Source organism: Streptomyces chrestomyceticus JCM 4735 (genome assembly GCF_003865135.1).
Lineage (GTDB): Bacteria > Actinomycetota > Actinomycetes > Streptomycetales > Streptomycetaceae > Streptomyces > Streptomyces chrestomyceticus.
Window position 1 is genome coordinate 1,939,731 of sequence record NZ_BHZC01000001.1, and the last position, 20,074, is coordinate 1,959,804.

The following is a 20,074-nucleotide window of genomic DNA, read 5'->3' on the forward strand; positions in this document are numbered from 1 at the left end:
TCTCCTCTGCTCTGGGCTCCCGGCGTGTTCCGTGGCCCCACCCGCGGCCCTGCGGAACGGCCCCGGACGGGCCGGCCCGCAGGGCGCGAGAAGGGACAGGGCGTCACTGCTGCACGTCGGGGGCCTTCACCTGCTCACGGGCGGCCTTCTCGTACTCCCACCGGAGGCGGGTGACGGTCCGCGGGTCGTGGAGTTTCTTACGGGCGCGGAGCAGCGCCTTGCGGGCCGCGCCGTGCTTGATGCCCATCGCCTCGGCCGCCTCGCGGGCGTTCGCGCCCTGGACCGCGACCCGGATGAGCACCTCGTGCTCCATCGGCGTGAGGACGTCCGCGAGGATTTCCGCGATCTCGCTGTGGCGGATGAACACCTCGTCGAACTGCACGCCCTGCCCCTTGGCCGCCACTTCGGAGAAGAGGTCCTCGCGGGAAGTCACGGCCTTCCGCACCGCGGCCCGGGCCGCGTGGCGCATCGTGACGTACAGGTAGCCCGCGACGTCCTCGATGACGTGGCCCGCCTCGATCCGGCGTACGACCTGGATGACCGCCTCGGCGCGTACGACCTCCCGGTCCACGAGGCTGTGGCCGTCGGTGACGTGGTACACCAAGGCGCGGTACGCCGCCGAGCGTGACAGCTTGTCGACTTCCTCGGCGAGGGTCAGCGGGGAGCGCTGCCCCGGGATCCGGGCCCGCAGGCCGTGCTTCTGGGGGCTGCCGGTACCCCTGCCCGCTTGCGTCATCTCTTGTTCCTCCTACACGGCACTGCCCTGGCTGGATTGGACTCAGGGACGCGTACGCACTTCAGAGGCCGGGCGGAGCGCCCGATGGGTACCTGCGCGGGAAGAATCACGGGGCGCTTCGCTCACCCGGCCCCTGTCATGTGCGGTCGCGGGCGCGTACTGGGGCGCAGGGGGCGGCGAGGCGTTTGACTTCGTGCAGGGTGGGGGCGGTGTCGATGCTGAGGATGCCTGGGAGGGGGCCGAGGTGCTGGTCGATGTAGGTGTACAGGTCGGCGGGGGTGCGGAAGATGCCGTTGGCGACCAGGTTGGCGGGGCCGGTGACGGCGGCGGCGAAGGCGATGGCGGGGTGGGCGGCCAGGGCCGCGCCGACGCTGCGCAGGTGGGCGGGGGCCACCGTCAGCCAGAGCTGGGCACTCATGTGGTGGCCGAGCAACTGGGGTGCGAAGTCGACGAAGAGGTCAAGTGCGCCGCAGTGGCGCAGGCGGTCGAGGTGGCGCTGGATGCTGGAGGGTGAGCGGGCGGCGGCCTTGCTCAGCGCGGGCAGGGTGGCGCGGCCGTCGCGGGCGAGTTCGGTGAGCAGGGTGCGGTCGGTGGCGTCGAGGTGGAGGGGGGCGGCGAAGCCGGGGGAAGCAGCCGCGGGTGTGAGGTGGCGGGTGGCGTGCCAAGTGGTGGTGGCGCCCTTGAAGATGTGCAGCATGCAGTGGGCGGTGACGGACACGAGGTTAGGGGTCCGCGGGACTGCGGTCAGCAGCAGGGCGTTGTGCACGTCCGCGGTGGGGGCGTCGAGGGCGCAGTAGAGGTCGGTGCCGCTGGTGGTGAGGGTGACCCAACTGGTGTCGGTGCGGCGGGCGAGGCTGTCGGCGAGGGGGTGGGCCGTGTTGGGGGTGCAGCGCAGACGCAGCAGCCAGCGGGTGTGTCCCAGCCGTTGCGGGTTGGGGCGGCCGGTGATGCGCAGGCCGAGGCGGCGCAGGCGGTGGTAGCGGCGGGCGGCGGTGTGCTCGGAGACGTCCAGGGTGCGGGCGAGGCGGCTGTAGGGGGCGCGTCCGTCGAGCTGGAGGGCGTGCAGCAGGCGCTGGTCGAGGTCGTCCGGGCTGCCGGAATCCACCGCGGTCCCCCGTTCCGTTGCCGGTTCCTGCCGTATCCGAGCGTACGGCTTCGGGCTGTGGAGCCGGCGGCGGAAAGGTGACTGGCAGCGGCCGGAGCGGCCGGCCTTGGACTCCGCACTCCGGTGCGGAGAAGGGAGCAACTCGCCATGCACTGTGCGGCCATTGACGTCATCGATCTCTCCGGGTGGTCCGGCGCGGACCGCGACGCCCGGGAGCGGCTCGCGTCCGCCGTCGACCGTTCCCTGCAAGCCACCGGATTCCTTCTCGTGCGCGGTCACGGCCTCGACCCGCAACTGCCCGAGCGGCTGCGGGCGGCGGCCCGGACGTTCTTCGCGCTGCCCGACGGGACCAAGGCCCGCTACGCCCAACAGGACGGCCGGAGCGGGTGGTTCGGCCGCGACCAGGTGACCACGGCGGCGTCCGAGGGCACCGTGACCCCGCCCGACCTCAAGGAGTCCTGGGCAGCCGCCTTCGAGACCCGCGGCCGGCTACTGCCCGACCGCTGGCCGGTCCACGTGCCGCTGCTGCGCCCGTACGTGACGGAGTTCGCCGACCGTATGCGCGCACTGTCCGACACCCTGCTGCAGATCATGGCCACCGCGCTGGGCCGGCCCGAGGACTTCTTCACCCGCCACACCACCCACCCGAACGGCAACGTCCTGATCAACTGGTACCCGCCCCGGCACACCACCGGGCCCGCCCGTCCCGGACAGTTCCGCATCGGAGCGCACACCGACTTCGGGCTCCTGACCCTGCTGGACCGGCAGAACGGCCGAGGCGGGCTACAGGTCCACGACGCCGCGGCCGGCTGGCAGGACGCCCCGTGGCAGCCGGACACCCTGACGCTCAACATCGGCGACCTGATGCAGCGCTGGAGCGGCGACCGCTGGCACTCCGGCCGCCACCGCGTCCTGCCACCACCCCCGAGGCCCCGGCCGAGGAACTGACCTCCCTGGCGTACTTCCACGCCTGCGCCCCCGACACCCCGATCACCCCGCTGCCCGTGCCCATCGGACGCCGCCAGTACGGAACGGTGCGTTCCGGTGACTGGATGCGCGACAAACTGCGGGCCATCAGCCCCTGATGGATGCGGTACGCGGGGACGCGTCCCCCGGCGAAGAGCCTTTGACGGCCCTCAGGGCCGTTCCAGCAGCTCACCCGTGGGCTCGGACAGCGTGCCGCCGTCGTTGATCCGCCGGCCGCGCAGCCATGTGGACCGTACGACGCCGTGCAGGGTGCGCCCGGCGTAGGCGGTGATCTTGTTGCGGTGCTGGAGGCCGGCCGGGTCGACGGTGAAAGCGGCGTCCGGGTCGAGTACCGCGAAGTCCGCGTCGCGGCCGGGCTCGATGGCGCCCTTGCGGTGCAGGCCGACCAGTGCGGCCGGGGCGGTGGCCATCCAGCGGGCGACGTCGTCGAGGGTGTGGCCGCGCTCGCGGGCGGCGGTCCAGATGGCGGGGAGGCCGAGCTGGAGGGAGGAGATGCCGCCCCAGGCGTCGCCGAAGTCGGGGGTCTTCAGGCCGGCGGTGGAGGGAGAGTGGTCGGAGACGACGCAGTCGATCGTGCCGTCGGCGAGGCCCTGCCAGAGGGCGTCCTGGTTGGCGGCCTCGCGGATCGGCGGGCAGCACTTGAACTCGGTGGCGCCGTCCGGGATCTCCTCGGCGGTCAGGGTGAGGAAGTGCGGGCAGGTCTCGACGGTGATCCGGACGCCCTCGGCGCGGGCGTCGGCGATCAGCGGCAGGGCGTCCGAGGAGGACAGGTGCAGGATGTGCACCCGCGCGCGGAGCCGCCGGGCGAGCGCGATCAGTCCGGCGATCGCGTCGTTCTCGGAGACCCGGGGGCGGGAGGCGAGGAAGTCGGCGTACCTGGGGCCGTGCGGCTGCGGCGCGGCCTCCAGGTGGACCGGGTCCTCGGCGTGCACGATGAGCAGGCCGCCGAAACCGGCGATCTCGCCGAGCGCGGCGGCAAGCTGTTCCTGGTCCAGTTGCGGGAACTCGTCCACGCCGGACGGGGACAGGAAGCACTTGAAGCCGAAGACGCCGGCGTCGTGCAGCGGCCGCAGGTCCTTGACGTTGCCGGGTACGGCGCCGCCCCAGAAGCCGACGTCGATGTGCGCCTTGGAGCGCGCGACCTCGCGCTTGGTGTGCAGGTTCGCCTCGGTGGTGGTGGGCGGCAGGCTGTTGAGGGGCATGTCGACGAGGGTGGTGATGCCGCCGGCCGCGGCCGCGCGGGTGGCGGTCCAGAAGCCTTCCCACTCGGTGCGGCCGGGGTCGTTCACGTGGACGTGGGTGTCGACGAGGCCGGGCAGCAGCACGTCGTCGCCGAAGTCCTCGACCCGCGCCCCGGCCGGTGCGGGGGCGTCGTGCGGGAGCAGCTCCGCGATCTTCCCGTCCCGGACGGTGACGGTCGCCGCGCGGGTCCCCTGCGGGGTGACGACGCGTGTGGAGCGCAGCACCAGATCGATCTCGGACACCCGGTCCCCTCCTCGTGCGGTCCCCGTGGGCTTCCGCACCACGGAATTCAACTTTCTGTTGAAGGAGTCTTCCTCCGGCGCCTTGCCCCGTCAAGACCCTCCCGGAGGTGGGCCGGTGGCACAGATTGCGCCGGACGGGAGGAGCGGCGGGGACGGGTTCCTGGCGCGATCATGCGCCGGGGCGGGCACTTGGAGGATTCCATGGAATGGATACGGAATTTCGGGCAGCGGAATGTTCTTTCAGTCACTGGTCCGGGCCGGGGCGGGCGGGTAGCACCCGGGCGCGGCCCGAGTGCAGGCCGGGCGCGGGCCGGGGACGGGCCCTGACCGGCGGGAACGAGTGTGCGACAGACCGTGTGTCCGCCGGAGGGGACCGGTAGGCTGCTCCGGGTCGGTCGCGGCACCCGTACACCCAGCCCTGCGCCGAGTCCGCCACCACCTGCCCCGAAAGGAACGCGTCGTGCCGCCGTCCAGCGCCAGCACTTCCGCCGCCAAACCCGCAGCCGCCGGCGGTGGCGTCCAGTCCCTTGAGCGCGCCTTCGACCTGCTGGAGCGGATGGCCGACGCCGGTGGCGAGGTCGGTCTGAGCGAGCTGTCGACGAGCAGCGGACTGCCGTTGCCCACCATCCACCGGCTCATGCGCACCCTCGTGGCCTGCGGGTACGTCCGCCAGCAGCCGAACCGCCGGTACGCGCTCGGCCCCCGGCTGATCCGCCTCGGCGAGAGCGCCTCGCGCCTCCTCGGCACCTGGGCCCGGCCCTACCTGGCGCGCGCGGTCGAGGAGACCGGCGAGACCGCGAACATGGCGCTGCTGGACGGCGACGAGATCGTGTACGTGGCGCAGGTGCCGTCCCGGCACGCGGTGCGGATGTTCACCGAGGTCGGCCGGCGGGTGCTGCCGCACTCCACGGGCGTGGGCAAGGCGCTGCTGGCGGGCCACCCGCCGGAGGAGGTGCGCGCGCTGCTCGGCCGTACGGGCATGCCGGCCGCGACCGAGAAGACCATCACCGACCCGGACCGCTTCCTGGACGCCCTCGAAGAGGTCCGCCGGCTCGGGTACGCGATGGACGACAACGAGCAGGAGATCGGCGTCCGCTGCATCGCGGTGCCGGTGCCGGACTCCCCCACCGCGGCGGCCATCTCCATCTCCGGCCCGACCGGCCGGGTGACCGAGGCATCGATCGACAAGATCGTGCCGGTGCTCCAGGAGATCGCGGCCGAACTCTCCGTGGCGCTGGCCAACCAGAACCCGGCGTGACGCCGCGGCCCCGGCCGGGGCGCGGTGCGGGCCGTACGCCCCCGCGCTCCGGCCGGGGTTCAGAATTGGCGCGGCGCCTCCCCGTACATACCGATCAGGTCGCGTACGTCCGCGAGGGCGGGTGCCAGCGCGGACACCGAGCCGACCGCTCCCGCGATCAGCAGCAGGGAACGGCGCAGCCGGGGCACCTCGGGGTCACCGGCGCTCACCAGGGCGTGCAGCGCGGCCAGTTCGTCGTCGGCGGCCGTACGGTCGGGCAACTCCGCCGGGTGGAGGGCCAGTTCACGGCGCAACCGGGCCACCGCCCCGCACAGGGCGACGGCCCGTGGGTCGTCCCCGGCTCCTGCGACTCGCCTGTGCTTCTGCCTCTGCTCCACAACGACGGTACCCTCCACGGCCGTTGGCCCCGCTCCACGACGCGGGCCAGTTAACGCCACCCTGCGCGGTCCGCGCCATACGGAGAGCGAAATCAGGATCACCGAATTCCGGTGCGCACCGGCGGCCGCCGTGCGGTACCGTTCTCGGCCCGCCCCGCTCCCCGCCGCCACGACCGGCCCCGCTCCCGCGCCACGCCGACCTCGCTCCCGCCGTCCCGGCCCGCCCCGTACCGCCCCTCAGGCCCCGGCCATGAGGTAAGCAGGCCCCATGGCACACATCTCATCCCCCGCCCCGGACGCCCCACCCGTACGCCGCCCGGTCGCCGGGCTGCTGCTCGCCGCGGGCGGCGGGCGACGGCTGGGCGGCCGGCCCAAGGCCCTGCTGGATTTCCGCGGGCGGCCCCTGGTCGAGAACGCGGCCCGGGTCCTGCGGGAGGGCGGCTGCGGCCCGGTGCACATCGTCCTGGGCGCGGCGGCCGGAGCGGTACGGGAGCGGGCCGACCTCGCGGCGTACGAGACGGCCGAGAACCCGGACTGGGCCCAGGGCATGGGGTCCTCACTGCGCGTGGGGCTCGCCGCCCTGGCGGGCTCCGGGGTGGGCGCCGCGCTGGTCTCGCTGGTGGACCAGCCGGGCATCGGCGCGGCGGCGGTGGCGCGGGTGATCGCCGCGTACGAGGGCGGGGCCGGGCTGGTGGCGGCCGCGTACGGCGGGAAGCGCGGGCATCCGGTGCTGTTCGCGGCGGACCGGTGGGCGGCGGTCGCGGCCGGCGCCTCGGGTGACCGAGGGGCCCGTGCGTACCTGGAGGAGCATGCGGCCACCCTCACCCTGGTCGAGTGCGCGGACGTGGCCGAGCCGTACGACATCGACACGCCGCGGGACCTGTTCCGCCTGGCGTCACCGGGCGCGCCCCGGGCAGGCGAGGGACAGTGACCGCGGTGGCACTCCGAGCCATCCGGTCCCCGCTTCTGTCGACGGAGAGAATCTCGACGTCAACAAACCATTGAAGTTCCGCGATAAGGAAACTACTCTCCACTGGTCAGAAGCGCCCTGCACCCGAACGGCGCCCGCCACCGTCGGCCGCGGCCCGCGGCACCCCGTGCCGCGCACCCGCCCCGGCGGCCGCCCGGGCACCGCCGCCGAATGGAGTGACAGCTCATGTCCGCACCAGCGCCGTCCCCGCTGGCCGTCGTCGATGTCGGCCCCGGCAAGGCCCCCGCCCGCCAGGACGAGATCCTCACGGAGGCCGCACTGGCCTTCGTCGCCGAACTCCACCGCCGGTTCACCCCGCGCCGCGACGAACTGCTCGCCCGCCGCGACGCGCGCCGCGCCGAGATCGCCCGCACCAGCAGCCTCGACTTCCTGCCGGAGACCGCCCGCATCCGCGAGGACGAGAGCTGGCGCGTCGCCCCGGCGCCCGCCGCGCTGAACGACCGCCGGGTGGAGATCACCGGCCCCACCGACCGCAAGATGACCATCAACGCGCTCAACTCCGGCGCGAAGGTCTGGCTCGCCGACTTCGAGGACGCCTCCGCCCCCACCTGGGCGAACGTCATCGGCGGCCAGGTGAACCTGATCGACGCCTACGAGCGCCGGATCGACTTCACCGACCCGGGGAGCGGCAAGTCCTACGCCCTGAAGCCCGCCGAGGAGCTGGCGACCGTCGTCGTCCGCCCGCGCGGCTGGCACCTCGACGAGCGCCACCTCCAGCTCGACGGCACCCCGGTCCCCGGCGCCCTGGTCGACTTCGGCCTGTACTTCTTCCACAACGCCCAGCGCCTGCTGGACCTCGGCAAGGGCCCGTACTTCTACCTGCCGAAGACCGAGTCGCACCTGGAGGCCCGCCTCTGGAACGACATCTTCGTCTTCGCGCAGGACTACGTCGGCATCGCGCAGGGCACCGTCCGCGCCACGGTCCTCATCGAGACCATCACCGCCGCGTACGAGATGGAGGAGATCCTCTACGAGCTGCGCGACCACGCCTCGGGCCTGAACGCCGGCCGCTGGGACTACCTGTTCTCCATCGTGAAGAACTTCCGCGACGGCGGCGAGAAGTTCGTGCTGCCGGACCGCAACGCGGTCACCATGACCGCGCCGTTCATGCGCGCGTACACCGAACTCCTCGTCCGCACCTGCCACAAGCGCGGCGCGCACGCGATCGGCGGCATGGCCGCGTTCATCCCCAACCGCCGTGACCCCGAGGCCAACGAGACCGCGCTGGCCAAGGTCCGCGCCGACAAGGACCGGGAGGCCGGCGACGGCTTCGACGGCTCCTGGGTCGCCCACCCCGACCTGGTGCCGGTCGCCCGCGCCTCCTTCGACGCGGTGCTCGGCGACCGGCCGCACCAGAAGGACCGGCTGCGCGAGGACGTCAGGGTCTCGGCCGCCGACCTCATCGCCGTCGACTCCCTGGACGCCAAACCCACCTACCAGGGCCTGGTGGACGCGGTCCGGGTCGGCACCCGCTACATCGAGGCATGGCTGCGCGGTCTCGGCGCGGTCGCCATCTTCGGCCTGATGGAGGACGCGGCCACCGCCGAGATCTCCCGGTCGCAGATCTGGCAGTGGGTGGACGCGGGCGTCGTGTTCGAGAACGGCGAGAAGGCCACCGCGGGCCTGGTCCGCAAGATCGCCGACGAGGAACTGGCCGCCATCCGCGCGGAGATCGGCGACGAGGCCTTCACCGCCGGCACCTGGCAGCAGGCCCACGACCTCCTCCTGAAGGTCGCCCTGGACACCGACTACGCCGCGTTCCTGACCCTGCCGGCGTACGAGCTGCTGGACTGACCGGCCCGGGTCGCCCCACGGGCCGCCACCCTGACCAGCCGTCACCGGGCCGAGGAGCCCGTGCCACCCGCACGAACCCCTCGACCCGGTACGGTTAGGCTGCCCTTACCTACTTGGGGAGGGTGTCCATGACCGCGACTCAGCCGATCCGTACCCCGGATCTCCGCCCGGTCGAAGCGCCGCGCTTCGACCATCTGCTGCACTGCGTGCCGGACGTGGCCGCCGCCGTGCGGGACTACACGGCGGCCGGGCTGCCCGCGCACACCAATCCGGTGCACGAGGGCTTTCAGAACGGTGCCTGGCGGCTGGACGACCGGTACGTCGAAATCCTCACCGTCGTGGACCCGGAGACGTACGCGCTCTCCGCGTTCGGCCGGGCGACGGCGCAGTGGCAGGCCCGGATCGACGCGCTCCTGGCGGCCGGCGGCGGGCCGTTGAACTTCGCGGTGCACGTCGCGGACTCCGCCGCCACGGCCGAGCGGCTGCGCCGCGCGGGCCACGGCACCGATGTGCACGACTTCTCCTTCCTGGAGGGGCGGGTCACCTTCCAGGAGGTGATGCTGACGGGCTCCGGCGTGCCGCCCTGGGCCCCGTTCTTCATCACCGTCCGCGCCGACCCCGCGCTCCGCCGCGAGCACGAGGCGTCCGGCCGCGTCGACCGCGGCGCCTTCGACCTCGCCGGGTTCCTCGTCGAGACGCCCGACCCGCACGGCGCCGCCGCCTGGCTCGGCGCGCTCACCGGCGTCCCGGTGGACGCGGGCGGCACCGTCGTACCGCTCGAAGGCGGCCGGGTGCACTTCGCCGCCGGGCCCGCCGACCGCATCACCACCCTGCTGCTGGCCGGGGACCGGCCGCCGCACACCGAGATCGCCGGGCTGCGGGTGCGCGGAGCGGAGGCCCCGCCGTCGCCGTGACCCGGAATCCGGCGGCGGTCGGGCCACCGTACGGGCGGGCCACGTGAGAGGGTGGGGGCTCGGCTCCATTCCTGCTCACCCTTGTCGAGGCAGTATGCGTGTCACCATCGCCGGCGTCTTCTTCTACCTTCAGGCGATCGAGGTGGAGCAGAAGATGAACGCGGTCGAACCGGAGCCCATCCACGGTGACTCCGTGGTCGTCGGTTCCGTCGCCTATCCCGTCAAGCAGGTCGGCCGTATCGTCACCGGCCAGGACCCGCGGGACTTCAGCGCCGGGGAGATGGTGCGGGCGCTGCGCCGGCTCGGCTTCACCTGCAAGCCGCGGCCCGCGTCACCGGAGCCGACCGCTCTCCTGTGACGCGCGGCCGTCCGGCCGGCTCAGGTCATCGCCGCTCCCAGCCCCACGAAGCCGCAGATGAGCACGGCCAGGAGGGCGAGCAGGGGCCAGACGAAACGCAGGTACTTGTCGTAGCCGACCTTGGCCAGCGAGACGCCGCCCATGATGACGGCGGTGGTCGGTACCCACAGGTTCATCCACCCGCTGGCCGCCTGCCAGGCCGTGACGACCACCGCGCGCGAGACGTGCGCGAAGTCGGCCAGCGGGGCCAGGATCGGCATGGCGAGGGTGGCGTGGCCGGAGGTGGAGGGGATGAGGAAGGCCAGCGGCAGGTTGACGACGTAGACCATGATGCCGAACAGGGCGGACGGGGTGCCGGAGACGGCGCCCTCGACGGCGTGCAACACGGTGTCCGTGATGCGCGAGTTGTTCATGATCGTGGTCACCCCCCTGGCCAGCACGATCACCAGGGCCGGTGAGATGAACTCGGCGACGCCCTGCACGAAGGTCGAGCTGAGCTTCTGCTCCCCCATCCGCGCGATGATCCCGACGAGGATCGAGGCCGTGACGAACAGCGCGGCGAGCTGGGGGAAGGACCAGCCCAGTTCGAAGGAGTACGGCGCGGCGTCGGCGTCCCCGGTGAGCGCCCCGGCCCACGGGATCACCGAGAAGATCATGAAGGCGAACACCAGCGCCACGGTGACCAGCACGGTCTTGTGCAGCCCGGTCAGCGGCGGCGGTTCCACCGCGTCGTCGGCGGCCCGCGCGCGGTCCCGGTCGCCGGGCAGGAAGCCGACGAGGGAGCGGTCCGGGTCGGCCAGTACGCGCCGCGCGTAGCGCACCACGTAGCCGATGGTGACGGCGGTCAGCACCAGCCACATCACCACCCGCAGCGCGATGCCGTCGCCGAGCGAGATGTCCGCGGCGGAGGAGGCGACGCCGGTGGCGAAGGGGTTGACGGTGGAGCACAGGACGCCGATGCCGGCCCCGAGGATGATCGTCGCGGTGGCCACCATCCGGTCGTACCCGAGTGCCAGCATCAGCGGTACGACCAGGCCGTAGAAGCCGAGTGTCTCCTCGGCGAACCCCTCGACCGTGCCGAGCAGCGAGAAGACCGCCATCACCCCGGCGATCAGCAGCGCGCCGCGGTGGCGGAGGCGGTGGGCCAGCCGGCCGATGCCGCGGTCGAGGGCCCCGGTGGAGAAGACGACCGTGATGAACGCGCCGATGGCCAGCACGAACAGGAACACGCCCGCACTGCCGTACAGTTCGCCCGCCAGGGTCGGGCCGACCTGCCCGGTCTTGGCGTCCTGCACTCCGTAGAGGCCGTTGACCGGTGAGAGGAAGAGGTCGTTGAGGCGGTCGGTGAAGGACTGGCCGGAGGGGGTGCGGTGGTAGGTGCCCTGCTGCGGGGTGCCGTTGCCGTCGCGGTCGTAGGTGCCGGAGGGGATGAAGAAGGCCAGGAGCCAGACCGCGAGGGTCACGACGACCAGGACGGTCAGGGCGCTGGGGAAGGTGAACCTGCGCCGGGGGCGCTGCGGACCGCGGTCGGGGGCGGGGTCGGCCGTGGCGGTGGTGGATTGTCCGGCGGCCGGGGGCTCTTCGGCGGGCCGGGGGTTCTCGTCGGGCATCGGGGCGCTCACGCGGCGGCTCCGGCACGGAACGCGGCGGCGTACTCGCGCAGGAAGACGGCCTCCGCCAGGACGGCGGCGCGCAGTTCCGAGAGCAGCACCCGTTCGTCGGGCGCGTGCAGGTTGCACTGCTTGTCCTCGGCGCCGAAGATCAGCACCTCGGCTCCGGGTACGGCGCGTGCGAGGCCGTTGACCAGCGGGATGGAGCCGCCGCCCGCGGTGTGCACGGGCTCGGCGCCCCAGGCCCGGCGCATCGCGGCCTCGGCGGCGCGGTAGGCGGGGCCGCCGGTACGGGCCTCGAATCCGGCGCCCGCGTCGCCGGGTGTCACGGTCAGCGGGACGCCGAACGGACGCAGCCGCTCCAGATGCCGTACGAGCGCGCCGAGCGCTTCCTTCGGGTCCTGGCGCGGGTGGCAGCGCAGGTTGAGCTTGGCGCGGGCGTACGGCACGACGGCCGAGGCGGCCTGGTCCACCGAGGGGGCGTCCAGGCCCATGACGGTGACGGCCGGGCCGCTCCACAGGCGTTCGCCGAGGCCGCCGGAGCCGAGGAGCGGCAGTCCCTCCTGTACGCCGGCCAGTTCGCGGAACTCGGCCTCGGTGGGGGCGGTGCCGGTCCACGGTTCGCGGCGCAACCCTTCGACGGCGACGTCGCCGTGCACGTCGTGCAGGGTGGCCAGGGCGTTGAGGAGGACGAGCAGCGCGTCCGGGGCGGCGCCGCCGTACTCGCCGCTGTGCACGGCCTCGTCGAGGGTGCGGACCTCCACGGTCAGTTCGGCGGCGCCGCGCAGGCCGGTGACGAGCGTGGGCGTACCGGCGCGGAGGTTGCCCGCGTCGGCGATGACCATCGCGTCGCAGGCGAAGCGCGCGGGGTCGGTGGGCGGGTAGTCGTCGAAGGGGCTGCCGTACTCCTCCTGACCCTCGAAGACGATCTTGATGCCGACCGGGGGCCGGCCGCCGTGGGCGCGCAGCGCGCCGAGGTGGACGAGGAGGTTCGCCTTGCAGTCGGCGATGCCGCGGGCCCGGATGGCGGGGCCGCCGTGCGGGTCGTCGAAGTCGGTGGGTTCGAAGGGCGGCGAGGTCCACAGGCGGAGGTCGCCCGCGGGCTGGACGTCGTAGTGGCCGTACAGGAGGACGGTGGGGGCGTCCGGGGAGGGCGGCGGGATGGTGCCCGTGACGACCGGCGCGGTCCCGGGGAGGTCGAGCTGTCCGAGGTCGGTGACGCCGGCGGCGCGCAGCAGGGCGAGGAGTTCGTCGCGCGCCGCGAGGACCGGCTCGGGCGGGTGGCCGGGGAAGGCGACCGAAGGGATCGTCGCGAGCCGCTTGAGGTCGTCGCGGATGCCGGGCATCAGGTGGTCGACGGCGGCTTCCAGGTCGTCGGCGGCCGGGAGCGCCGGGGGTACGGAACGCGCGTCCGGGGGCACGGGGCCGGTGGCCGGGGGTACGGCCCCGGGGGCGGCTCTGCGTGAGGGCTCGGTGTCCGGCGGCCGGTCGTGCGGGTGCTGGGCGTTCGGGTCCACCGCGGAACCCCTCTCCGTGGCGTCGGGCGCGCACTTGACTGACGGTCAGGACTAATACAGCATATCGGGCAAAACGCCAGCGCCTCCGGCATCCGCCACCCCTCAGGCCGGCGGCCCGCCGAGCGTCAGCGCGGCCCGCATCGCCGCGTTCCGCAGACCCGTCAACCGCCGCGCGTGCGCCATCCGGTTCATCAGCCGCGCCGTGCGCACCAGCCGCTGGGTCACGGAACGCCGTTCATGATCATACGTACGGAGGGCCGTCGTCACGTGGGGCGACACCCGCAGGGCCCGGGTCAACTCCACGGCGTCGACCAGCGCTTCACAGGCCCCGCGCCCCAGGTCGGGCGTCATGGCGTGGGCGGCGTCGCCGATGAGCGCGGTGCGGCCGCGGACGTACGAGGGCAGCGGCGGGTCCAGGTAGTACAGGTCCAGGCGCAGCACCTCGGGCTCGTCCATCCGTTCCAGTACGTGCCGCACTCCGGCGTGCCAGTGCCCGAAGCGGGAGCGCAGCGCGTCGGCCTCGCGGCCCGGGTCGCGCTGCCCTTCCGGCGCCACCGCACAGGCGAACCAGTTGGTGCGCCCGCCCGTGGTGGGTGTGACGCCGAACCGCAGCCCTTCGCCCCAGGTCTCGGTGACGGCGCCGGTGCCACCGTCGACCGTGCCGCGCCAGGACGTCGCGCCGACGTAGCGGGCGCGGTACCGAGAGCCGAACAGGGTCGTGCGCGCGGCGCTGTTGAGGCCGTCGGCCGCGATCACCACGTCGTACGCGCCGTCCAGCGCCCGGATGTCGTCGACCGGACGGCCGAAGGTGACCGAGCCGTCGCCGCCGGCCGCCTCGTACAGGAGGGCCAGCAGTTCGGGGCGGGAGATCAGACGGACGACGTCGCCGGTGCGCCGCTGGAGGGCGGCGACGTCGAGGGTGGCGATGCGCCCGCCGTCGGGGCGCAGGAAGGCGCCGGCGGTCTGCGGCCGGCTCAGGTCCCGTACCCGCTCGCCGAGGCCGAGGGCGTCCAGGGCGGCCAGCGCGCCGGGCCACAGCCCGAGGGCGGTGCCGGTCGCGGGGAGGCGGCGGGCGCGTTCGAAGACATCGACCGACCAGCCGCCTTCGCGCAGGTGGAGGGCGGCGGCGAGACCGCCGATGCCGCCGCCGACGACGGCTGCCGTGCGTGGTGTCAGCTCCATGCCCGTACACGGTACTATGTTTATAGTGAATCGACACTACAAACATAGTAACGAGAGGTGCGCAGGGTGGCGCGACGGCGGGACCAGGTACTGGACGCGGCGATCGGAGTACTGGGCGCCGAGGGGCCCCGGCGCCTCACCTACCAGGCGGTGGACGCCGCGGCCGGGGTGCCGTCGGGCACCACCTCCAACTACTTCCGCAACCGCGGCGCCCTGATCGACGGCATCGTCGGCCACCTGGAGGCACTGGAGCGCCGCGACTGGGAGGAGTTCGCCCGGCAGGCCGCCCCGGCCGACGTGTCCGAACTCGCGGACGCCGTGACGCGGTTCCTCCTGTACGCGACCGGCCCCGAGCGCGCCAGGACCGCCGCCCGCTACGCCCTCTACCAGGAAGCCTCGGCCCGCCCCGAGCTGCGGCCCGCGCTCACGCGGGGGCGCGAGGCCGTCGTCGGCTGGGGCACGGAGTGGATGCGGCGTTTCGGGTCGCCGACGCCGCAGCGGCACTGCGAGATCCTTCTGGACTACCTCGACGGGGTCGCCTTCCACCAACTCTCCTTCCCGGCGGACGACTTCGACCCGGGGCCGGGGATCGGGGAACTGCTGGCCAGGCTGCTCGGCACTCCCCCGGAGCCCGCCGCGACAGCCTGACGCCGGTGCGCCACGCCGCGGCCGAATTCGATGGCCGCCGGGCGCGGCCTGTGGTGGAGTGACGCCGGTGACCACACAAGACACCGAGCAGGCCCGGGCCGCCGCCTACCGCGCGGCGTACGACGAGCAGATGCGGGACCGCGGGTTCGCGCCGGACACACCGGACACCGAGCGGGTCGGCCCCGTACTGCGCAGGACCCTCCCCGCGCAGGGCGGTCTGATCCTCTACCGCGACCTGGGCGGACTCGACGGGGCGGAGCTGGACGCCTTCATCGCCGCCCAGCGCGACCACTTCGCGGCCCGCGGGCTGCCGGTCGAGTGGAAGTACCACGGCCACGACCTGCCCGCCGACCTGCCGGACCGGCTGGCCGCGGCCGGATTCGTGCCGGGCGAGCAGGAGACGGTCGTCATCGGCGAGGCGGCGGAGATCGCCGGGCCGCCCGGCGGGGCGCCGCTCCCCGAAGGCGTACGGCTGCGCGAGGTCACCGGCCGGGCCGACTTCGACCGCATCGGGGAACTGGCCGCGACCGTCTGGGCCGACGACCGGAGCTGGCTGGCGCCGGCCATGGAGGAGTGGGTGGCGGGCCGGGACGGCGACCCCTGCACGGTGACCGTGGCGGAGTCGCTGGCCGGCGAGGTGGTCTCGGCGGCGTGGATGCGCTTCCACGAGGGCACCGCTTTCACCTCGCTGTGGGGCGGCTCGACGCTGCCCAACTGGCGTGGCAAGGGCGTCTACCGCGCCCTGGTGGCGCACCGGGCGGCGCTCGCGGTGGCGCGCGGCTTCCGGTACGTGCAGGTCGACGCGTTGGAGACCAGCCGTCCCATCCTCAACCGGCTGGGTCTGGTCAGCGCCGCCACGACCGTTCCGTACGTCTGGCGGCCGTCCGGCGAGGCGCACAAGGGTGACTGACAGGCCGGTGGTTGGCGTGATCTGACCGGTGACGGCCCCGTCCGGAGTCTGATAGGAAAGCTTCCTAACGATTGGGGTCCCTCACCGCACCACGGCCTCACCCGGCCCGCTCCCCACTGGAGGACAACCATGCGTGCCCGATCCATAGCCAAGTCGCTCCGCAAGCCCGCCACCGGCCTCACCCTCGGCCTGGTCCTGCTCGCCGTACCGGCGACCGCCGTCGCCGGTACGGCGGTCGCCGCCCCCGGCCAGGCACCCGCCACGGCCCACGTCACCGCCAAGGCCGCGGCCGGACTGGACGACCCGGCGAAGAAGGAGATCGCCATGCAACTGGTCTCCAGCGCCGAGAACTCCTCGCTGGACTGGAAGAAGCAGTACGCCTACATCGAGGACATCAAGGACGGCCGCGGCTACACCGCCGGCATCATCGGCTTCTGTTCCGGCACCGGCGACATGCTCGACCTCGTCGAGCTGTACACCCAGCGCAAGCCCGGCAACGTCCTGGCGAAGTACCTGCCCGCGCTGCGCAAGGTCAACGGCAGCGACTCGCACGCGGGCCTGGGCTCCGCCTTCGAGAAGGACTGGAAGAAGGCCGCCCAGGACAAGGACTTCCAGAAGGCGCAGAACGACGAGCGGGACCGGGTGTACTTCAACCCGGCCGTCAAGCAGGGCAAGGCCGACAAGATCGGCGTGCTGGGCCAGTTCGCGTACTACGACGCGCTGGTCATGCACGGTGACGGCAGCGACAAGACCAGCTTCTCCAACATCCGCAAGCGCGCCCTGGCCAAGGCGAAGACCCCGGCCCAGGGCGGCGACGAGAAGGCGTACCTCGACGCCTTCCTGGACGCCCGGGTCTGGGCGATGCAGCAGGAGGAGGCGCACAGCGACACCAGCCGCGTGGACACCGCGCAGCGCGTCTTCCTGAAGAAGGGCAACCTGAACCTGAACCCGCCGCTGGACTGGAAGGTGTACGGGGACTCGTACCACATCGGCTGACCGAGGCCGGCCGAGCAGGCGGCGGCCCGTACCGTTCCGGACATCCGGTGCGGTACGGGCCGCCGGGCTGTGCGGATCAGTGGGCCGGAGCAGCCTCCTGGCCCGCCGCGCCCCGCTCCGGCTGCTGCGGGATCACCTCCAGCGGCGGTTCGCCGCGCCGCTTGCCGAGGTGGTTGAAGGCGAGGTTGAGCACGATGGCGACGAGGCAGCCGGTGCTGATGCCGGAGTCCAGGACGACCAGCATGTCCTTGGGGAAGTCGTGGTAGAAGTGCGGCGCCGCGATCGGGATCAGGCCGATGCCGACCGAGGCCGCCACGATCAGCGCGTTCTCCCCCTTGTCCATCGCGGCCGCGGCCAGCGTCTGGATGCCGCTGGCGGCGACCGAGCCGAACAGCACGATGCCCGCGCCGCCCAGCACCGGCAGCGGCACGAGGGAGATCACCGAGGCGGCGACCGGACACAGGCCCAGCACGATCAGGATCAGGCCACCGGTGGCGACGACGAACCGGCTGCGCACCTTGGTCATCGCGACCAGGCCGATGTTCTGCGCGAAGGCGCTGTTGGCGAAGCCGTTGAAGAGCGGACTGAGGGCGGTGCCGAGGGTGTCGGCGCGCAGGCCGCCCTCGATGGTGCGCTCGTCGGCGGGCCGGTCCACGATCTTGCCGAGGGCGAGCATGTCGGCGGTGGACTCGGTCATGCAGACCAGCATGACGATGCCCATGGAGACGATCGCGGCGACATCGAACTGCGGTGCGCCGAAGTGGAACGGCGTCGGAAAACCGACCAGGTCCGCCTCGCTGATCGTCCCGAAGTCGGTGATGCCGACCGGTATCGCGATCAGCGTGCCGGCGACCAGGCCGAGCAGGATGGAGATCTGCTGGAGGAAGCCGCGCAGCACCCGGCGCAGCACCAGCACGACGACGAAGGTGAGCGCCGCCATGCCGATGTTGGTCAGCGAACCGTAGTCGTGCGCCTGGGCGTTGCCGCCCTGCGACCAGTTGAAGGCGACGGGCAGCAGGGAGACACCGATCAGGGTGATGACGGTGCCGGTGACGACCGGCGGGAAGAACCGCACCAGCTTGGAGAAGTAGGGCGCGAGGAGGAAGCCGAGGACACCGGCGACGATCACCGCGCCGAAGATGACGGGCAGCGCGTCGCCGGGGCCCTGCGCCTTGCCGATGGCGACCATCGGGGTCACCCCGGCGAACGAGACGCCGTTGACGAACGGCAGCCTGGCGCCGATCTTCCAGAAGCCGAGGGTCTGCAGCAGGGTGGCGATGCCCGCGGTGAAGAGGCTGGCGCCCATCAGGAACGCGGTCTCGGCGGGGCTCAGCCCGCAGGCCGGGCCGACGATCATCGGCGGGGCCACCACGCCCGCGTACATGGCGGCCACGTGCTGCAGGCCGCTGGTGAACATCTTGAAGGGCGGGAGGGTCTCGTCGACCGGATGCTTCCGGTCGCCCTGCGCCGTCCGCCCTGAGGTTGCGGCCACTGCGGGCCTCCTTCGATTTCTGCGCCGCGAGGGGGGCGGCGGCGCGAGCCTGTCACGGAGGGCGTGCGTCGGTGCGGTGGTGCAGCGGTCCGCGCTCGTGGCGCGTCGAACGATGTGATGGGTCGTCACATGTGGGAGCAGAGAAGGGGGGCGGGGGGTGATGACGTACGGCGGTACCGGTCCGGGGGCACGGAGAGAGGTCTCCGTGCCCCCGGGTTCCGGCGCTTGTGGATCCCGCTCGGATCCACGAGCTCCCGGCCGGGGCCGTCCCCCCGGCCGAGTTCTCGGGCCGCCGGGCGGGGGTCAGCCCTCGGCGGCGATACGGGCCAGGCGCCGCGCCTCGGCCCGCGCGGTCCGGGCGACGGTCTCCTCGTCGACGTTGGTCAGCCGGCCGTCCTCGACCACCGGCGCGCCGTCGACCAGCGACAGCGTGACGGGCGCGGCGGCGCCGAAGACCAGCGCGGTCACCGGGTCGGCGATGGTGGAGTGGGCCAGGCCGTCCAGCTTCCACAGCACCAGGTCGGCCAGCTTGCCGGCCTCCAGGGAGCCGATCTCCGCCGTCCGGCCCAGCACCTGGGCGCCGCCGTAGGTGCCCAGGCGCAGCGCCTTGCGGGCGTCGAGGGCCGCCTCCTTGTGCGCGCCGAGCCGGTTGATCAGCAGCGCGGTGCGCAGTTCGGTGTGGAGTTCGCCGCTCTCGTTGGAGGCGGTGCCGTCCACGCCGAGGCCGACCGGTACGCCCGCCGCGAGCATGTCGGGGACGCGGGCGATGCCGGCGGCGAGCCGCGCGTTGGAGGACGGGCAGTGCGCCACGCCGGTCCTCGTCCGGGCGAAGGCGGCGATGTCGGCGTCGTTCATGTGGACGCAGTGCGCCATCCACACGTCCTCGCCGAGCCAGCCGGTGGACTCGAAGTAGTCGGTCGGGCCCATGCCGAACAGCTCGTGGCAGAACTTCTCCTCCTCGACCGTCTCCGAGCCGTGGGTGTGCATCCGCACGCCTTTGCGCCGGGCCAACGAGGCGCCCTCCCGGAGGAGTTCGGTGGATATGGAGAACGGGGAGCAGGGGGCCACGGCGATGTGCACCATCGAGCCGAAGGAGGCGTCGTGGTGGGTGTCGATGGCCTCTTCGGTGGCTTTCAGCGCGCCCTCGGTGGTCTCGACCGCGAAGTCCGGCGGCAGTCCCCCGTCCTTCTCGCTGCGGTCCATCGAGCCGCGCGCCAGGGTGATGCGGGCGCCGATCTCGCTGACGGCGGCCAGTTCGGCGCCGACCAGGTCGCCGGCGCCGCGCGGGAAGACGTACTGGTGGTCGGAGGCGGTGGTGACACCGCCCTTGACCATCATGCCCAGCGAGCCCTGGGTGGCGGCCGCGAGCATCGCCGCGTCGATGCGGGCCCAGGTCGGGTAGAGGGCCACCAGCCAGTCGAAGAGGTTGTGGTCGGTGGCCAGGCCGCGGGTCATCCACTGGTAGAAGTGGTGGTGGGTGTTGACCAGGCCGGGGGTGGCGAGGTGGCCGGTGCCGTCGACACGGCGGACGACGTTCGCCAGGCCCTCGGGGGCCGGGCCCGCGCCCACCGACTCGATGAGGTTGCCGGCGACGACGACATGGCCCGAGGCGTACTCGGTGTCGTGGGCGTCGACGGTCGCGATGGCGCAGTTCTCGATGACGATACGCCGCGTCACCGCGCTGTCAGGGGATGCCGGTGCTGCCATGGTGGTTC

The 20,074-nt window shown here is 73.0% G+C and carries 18 protein-coding genes; 9 read left to right on the forward strand and 9 right to left on the reverse strand.

The window, feature by feature from the left end:
* Nucleotides 1–103: 103 nt before the first annotated feature.
* Complete coding sequence (locus EJG53_RS07970; protein ID WP_125044264.1) at nt 104–736, reverse strand: RNA polymerase sigma factor; 633 nt, start codon at nt 734–736, stop codon at nt 104–106.
* A 136-nt stretch (nt 737–872) separates the two neighbouring features.
* Entirely contained in the window at nt 873–1,841 is a 969-nt protein-coding gene (locus EJG53_RS07975) for an Lrp/AsnC family transcriptional regulator (RefSeq protein WP_167515073.1), read from the reverse strand.
* Between the two features lie 147 nt (nt 1,842–1,988).
* Between EJG53_RS07975 and EJG53_RS07980 the strand changes: the two genes are divergently transcribed.
* Entirely contained in the window at nt 1,989–2,789 is an 801-nt protein-coding gene (locus tag EJG53_RS07980) for an isopenicillin N synthase family dioxygenase (RefSeq protein ID WP_307721671.1), read from the forward strand.
* A gap of 188 nt (nt 2,790–2,977) precedes the next feature.
* Here EJG53_RS07980 and allB read toward each other — a convergent pair whose 3' ends face one another.
* Nucleotides 2,978–4,312 carry an allantoinase AllB gene (allB, locus tag EJG53_RS07985; RefSeq protein WP_125044266.1) on the reverse strand — a complete coding sequence of 445 codons (1,335 nt, stop codon included), beginning with the start codon at nt 4,310–4,312 and terminating at the stop codon, nt 2,978–2,980.
* A 460-nt stretch (nt 4,313–4,772) separates the two neighbouring features.
* On the opposite strand from allB, the gene EJG53_RS07990 reads away from it, so the two are divergent.
* Nucleotides 4,773–5,570, forward strand: a complete 798-nt coding sequence (locus EJG53_RS07990; RefSeq protein ID WP_125044267.1) for an IclR family transcriptional regulator — start codon at nt 4,773–4,775, stop codon at nt 5,568–5,570.
* Nucleotides 5,571–5,629: 59 nt separating this feature from the next.
* Here the strand turns inward: EJG53_RS07990 and EJG53_RS07995 are convergent, their stop codons facing one another.
* Nucleotides 5,630–5,947 (reverse strand): DUF5955 family protein, encoded by a 318-nt coding sequence (locus EJG53_RS07995; protein ID WP_244955037.1) that lies wholly within the window; start codon nt 5,945–5,947, stop codon nt 5,630–5,632.
* A gap of 268 nt (nt 5,948–6,215) precedes the next feature.
* Between EJG53_RS07995 and EJG53_RS08000 the strand changes: the two genes are divergently transcribed.
* From EJG53_RS08000 to EJG53_RS08015, 4 genes are all read left to right on the forward strand, one after another.
* Nucleotides 6,216–6,878, forward strand: a complete 663-nt coding sequence (locus EJG53_RS08000) for a nucleotidyltransferase family protein (protein WP_125044268.1) — start codon at nt 6,216–6,218, stop codon at nt 6,876–6,878.
* Between the two features lie 225 nt (nt 6,879–7,103).
* Nucleotides 7,104–8,732 (forward strand): malate synthase A, encoded by a 1,629-nt coding sequence (aceB, locus tag EJG53_RS08005; protein WP_125044269.1) that lies wholly within the window; start codon nt 7,104–7,106, stop codon nt 8,730–8,732.
* Between the two features lie 128 nt (nt 8,733–8,860).
* Nucleotides 8,861–9,646, forward strand: coding sequence for a VOC family protein (locus EJG53_RS08010; protein WP_125044270.1), 786 nt, complete (start codon nt 8,861–8,863; stop codon nt 9,644–9,646).
* Between the two features lie 94 nt (nt 9,647–9,740).
* Nucleotides 9,741–10,004: an SCO5918 family protein gene (locus tag EJG53_RS08015; protein ID WP_030999612.1), complete on the forward strand. Its 264-nt coding sequence runs from the start codon at nt 9,741–9,743 to the stop codon at nt 10,002–10,004.
* Nucleotides 10,005–10,024: 20 nt separating this feature from the next.
* Here the strand turns inward: EJG53_RS08015 and EJG53_RS08020 are convergent, their stop codons facing one another.
* The 3 genes from EJG53_RS08020 to EJG53_RS08030 all read right to left on the reverse strand — a co-directional run bounded on the left by EJG53_RS08020 (nt 10,025) and on the right by EJG53_RS08030 (nt 14,313).
* The gene (locus tag EJG53_RS08020; RefSeq protein ID WP_125049235.1) at nt 10,025–11,614 is read right to left on the reverse strand and encodes a YfcC family protein; all 1,590 of its coding nucleotides are present in this window, start codon (nt 11,612–11,614) and stop codon (nt 10,025–10,027) included.
* 8 nt (nt 11,615–11,622) lie between these two features.
* Entirely contained in the window at nt 11,623–13,035 is a 1,413-nt protein-coding gene (locus EJG53_RS08025; RefSeq protein ID WP_280526811.1) for a M20/M25/M40 family metallo-hydrolase, read from the reverse strand.
* 198 nt (nt 13,036–13,233) lie between these two features.
* Complete coding sequence (locus EJG53_RS08030; RefSeq protein WP_125044271.1) at nt 13,234–14,313, reverse strand: FAD-dependent oxidoreductase; 1,080 nt, start codon at nt 14,311–14,313, stop codon at nt 13,234–13,236.
* Nucleotides 14,314–14,379: 66 nt separating this feature from the next.
* On the opposite strand from EJG53_RS08030, the gene EJG53_RS08035 reads away from it, so the two are divergent.
* From EJG53_RS08035 to EJG53_RS08045, 3 genes are all read left to right on the forward strand, one after another.
* Entirely contained in the window at nt 14,380–14,961 is a 582-nt protein-coding gene (locus EJG53_RS08035) for a TetR/AcrR family transcriptional regulator (protein ID WP_125044272.1), read from the forward strand.
* A 67-nt stretch (nt 14,962–15,028) separates the two neighbouring features.
* The gene (locus EJG53_RS08040) at nt 15,029–15,871 is read left to right on the forward strand and encodes a GNAT family N-acetyltransferase (protein WP_125044273.1); all 843 of its coding nucleotides are present in this window, start codon (nt 15,029–15,031) and stop codon (nt 15,869–15,871) included.
* Nucleotides 15,872–16,000: 129 nt separating this feature from the next.
* Entirely contained in the window at nt 16,001–16,867 is an 867-nt protein-coding gene (locus tag EJG53_RS08045) for a chitosanase (protein WP_125044274.1), read from the forward strand.
* Nucleotides 16,868–16,943: 76 nt separating this feature from the next.
* Here the strand turns inward: EJG53_RS08045 and EJG53_RS08050 are convergent, their stop codons facing one another.
* Together EJG53_RS08050 and EJG53_RS08055 are read right to left on the reverse strand one after the other, a co-directional pair.
* Nucleotides 16,944–18,359, reverse strand: a complete 1,416-nt coding sequence (locus EJG53_RS08050) for a nucleobase:cation symporter-2 family protein (protein WP_125044275.1) — start codon at nt 18,357–18,359, stop codon at nt 16,944–16,946.
* Between the two features lie 303 nt (nt 18,360–18,662).
* Entirely contained in the window at nt 18,663–20,066 is a 1,404-nt protein-coding gene (locus tag EJG53_RS08055) for an 8-oxoguanine deaminase (protein ID WP_125044276.1), read from the reverse strand.
* Nucleotides 20,067–20,074: the final 8 nt, after the last annotated feature.